Origin of the sequence: Lentibacillus kapialis, assembly GCF_014646635.1 — a bacterium.
In the GTDB taxonomy this organism is placed as follows: domain Bacteria; phylum Bacillota; class Bacilli; order Bacillales; family Amphibacillaceae; genus Lentibacillus; species Lentibacillus kapialis.
The window spans coordinates 1-2,869 of the sequence record NZ_BMNQ01000107.1 but is presented as its reverse complement, the minus strand read 5'-3'; the positions used below and the strand labels follow the sequence as shown (position 1 = coordinate 2,869).

4 protein-coding genes are annotated in these 2,869 nt (G+C 36.0%); all 4 read right to left on the bottom strand.

The genetic code is table 11. From position 1 onward, the window contains the following. Positions 1-87: 87 nt before the first annotated feature. Positions 88-300, bottom strand: a complete 213-nt coding sequence (locus tag IEW67_RS17675; protein WP_229671950.1) for a DUF5348 domain-containing protein — start codon at positions 298-300, stop codon at positions 88-90. A gap of 108 nt (positions 301-408) precedes the next feature. Next, the gene (locus IEW67_RS17670) at positions 409-720 is read right to left on the bottom strand and encodes a hypothetical protein (protein ID WP_188634396.1); all 312 of its coding nucleotides are present in this window, start codon (positions 718-720) and stop codon (positions 409-411) included. A gap of 21 nt (positions 721-741) precedes the next feature. Beyond that, positions 742-1,491 (bottom strand): IS21-like element helper ATPase IstB, encoded by a 750-nt coding sequence (istB, locus tag IEW67_RS17665; protein WP_188634395.1) that lies wholly within the window; start codon positions 1,489-1,491, stop codon positions 742-744. Further along, on the bottom strand, positions 1,484-2,779 hold the full coding sequence (gene istA, locus IEW67_RS17660; protein WP_188634394.1) for an IS21 family transposase: 1,296 nt from the start codon (positions 2,777-2,779) through the stop codon (positions 1,484-1,486). The genes istB and istA overlap by 8 nt, the downstream gene beginning before the upstream one ends. Between the last annotated feature and the right edge of the window lie 90 nt (positions 2,780-2,869).

The window sequence follows — 2,869 nt, the reverse complement described above, 5'->3', positions numbered from 1 at the left end:
TGTAAATGTCAACGATAATATGTACAGTTTTGACTGTTTAAGAATGTACAGTTTTGTTCATGGTACATAACCGAATTTTTATTCCATTTACCTATAATTTACCGTATATTGATCACCTTCCCGTAAATCAAATCTTGCATGTTCCATAATAACGTACCACTTACTGGATAATTCCAATCGGCAAGGAATGGCCTTGTTTCCAATGTATAATTCAAAGCATTCTCCACAGTGTAGATCATATTCATATTCCTCCCCTCTCAAGTCAACAACCCATCGTTCTTGGGTAAAATCATAACGCATCACAGCCTTGCTCATTGTTGTCTCTCCTATCCTTGTGTTATCTATTTTCCTTTATTTTCGGTAAACATCCCCCTACCCTCCTTTGGGTCGGTAGAGGCCATGTATTCATTAAAACGGCATAATTCCAAGTTGAAGTTCCAGATCAGTTTTTTCCTTTTCTAACGATGATTTTTCCTTTTTTAGTCTAGTTATTTCCTCCAATAATCTATTGATTTTTGTTTGGTCATCAATCCCTTCTTCGTACGCAGTATCTTTGCGTCCCCACCACTCTGTAAACTCCCAAACATCATCTTCAGTGACTTGGCTGCCAATATGTTTGGTGCTTTTCCTATTCATCCATTCCTGGACCAAGTTCTCATTACATTTAAGCTCGTATGAATGAAAAAACTTAGTTGCTTCTTTTGCTGTAAATGAACGCATTATTGCTGTCTCCTTTTGTTATTATTTCTCTTTTACGAAATGATCTTTTAAACGGTAAGAGTCTCCGGTTATGTTGATCACTGTGGCATGGTGGAGAACCCGGTCTAAGATGGCGTTGGCTATTTTAGTGTCCTGAAATATATCTCCCCATGTTTTAAAATTTGCGTTTGTTGTTAAAATGGTACTTTTCTTCTCATATCTCATATCAATGAGTTGGAAAAACAACTTGGCTTCTTCTGCATCGATTGGAAGGTAACCGATCTCATCAATAATAAGCAATTTATATTTTGAATAATGTTTTAGCCTGGTTTCCAGGCGATTTTCAAGTTTTGCCTTCTTAAGGTTTATAACTAAGTCATGACACTTAATGAAATACGTGCTCGTCCTTTTTTTGGCTGCTGCGATTCCAATAGATGTGGCTAAATGCGTTTTACCAACGCCACTTGGTCCCAAGAAAACAATGTTTTCCTGCAGCTCAATAAAGCGTAATGTTGTAAAATCTAATATTTGCTGTTTGTTAATAGTCGGTTGAAAATCAAAATCGAAATCTTTGATTTCTTTCAAATGCGGGAACGCCCCGACTTTAACCATGGATCTCACCATATTAATTTCTTTCATATCAATTTCATAGTCTGTTAGTTTTACTAATGCCTCTGTGAAAGACAGCTGATTGTTTGTCATAAAATCAATCGTTTCATCAAGATGCGCCATCATTTGTTTTAACTTCAGATACTCCAAATTTTTAACCAGCTTTGTGTAACTGCTATTCACTTTTATACACCTCATTTATCGCTTCTAAATTTTTCTCAGCCAGTTCCTCAATCTCAATATCCGGTGTATGTGGCAGCCCTCTGGATAACGCCTCTGTATAATGTTCTGGCTTATAATTGAGCTTTGATTGATTAATAGGATGTTGAACAATTAATTCCGTGTTATAATAAACATAAATATGGTTATCATATATTTGTAATCCTACAGTCTTCCCAATGTATCCAGCAGGTACTGAATACTGGTTAGATTTGTAGACGACCATATTCGAAGGGTTTACCTTCACAAGTGTATGATCAATTTTATAGTGATCTCTTATTCTTTCATTTGGTAGTGGGGATAAGAGATCCTTTTCTTGTTTAAACGCCAGTATAGGTATCTTTCCCGACCCTTGATTATAACTATTATTGATTCGGTTACAAAGCTTTTGTACATATTGATGAAGCTCTTCATAATCGAACTTTCCCTGATAAGCGTGGAGTTCATCAATGAATTTCATAGGAGCTTCTACCTTGCCTTTTGTTTGCGCTCTCCCAGCTATACAAGGCCTTACTTCAAACCCCATATCTTTTGCGAATTGATAAAAACGTTCATTCACCTTTCCTTGTTTATATTCTGTTCGGGGATCGTCCATGACGGTTTTCATATTATCTGTCACCATTGTTTTAGGAATCCCTCCAATCGCTTCGAAACTCTCTGTTAGGAAAGATAATAATACACTTTGTGATTTTGAAATGGATATGTGAAATGTTCGAAACCTTGAAAAACAAAGTAAGACTACGCAAACATTCACATATATTATTTCGCCATCTTTCGTGATGTATCGAACATTCTCTTTCCAATCCAGTTGTGCTTGTTCACCTGGAGGCGTTTCAAAACGAACCACCTCATGGATTGCACGCTTTCGCTTTCCTGAGTCAAAATAACGTTGGAATTCTTGTTTCTTTGATATGTAAGCCCTAAAAGTGGATGGTGCACAACGTAATCCGTGATTATCTTTTAGGTACTGCCATAACACGCGCTTATAATAAAATATTTGTTGAGATTCCTCGGATAGAAGTAACGATATGACTTCACCATAATCATCTATTTTTGATTTGCGTTCTCGAGATACCTTTGGTTTATAACCCTTAAGATATTTATCTATCGTTCTCCGATCCACCCCCATATCCCGTGCTAATTTACTTTTGTTGATTTTCATCTTTGCACTCTCCGATAACATTTTTAATTTTGGTAAATCTTTAAGACTATTAATCTCTATATCTGTATTTACACTCACTTGGATGTGCACAATATCACCTCAGGAATATTATGCAGTTAATCATCCAAACTGTACATTTTTAAACAATCATTTCTGTACATTCTTAGAGTAGCATTTATA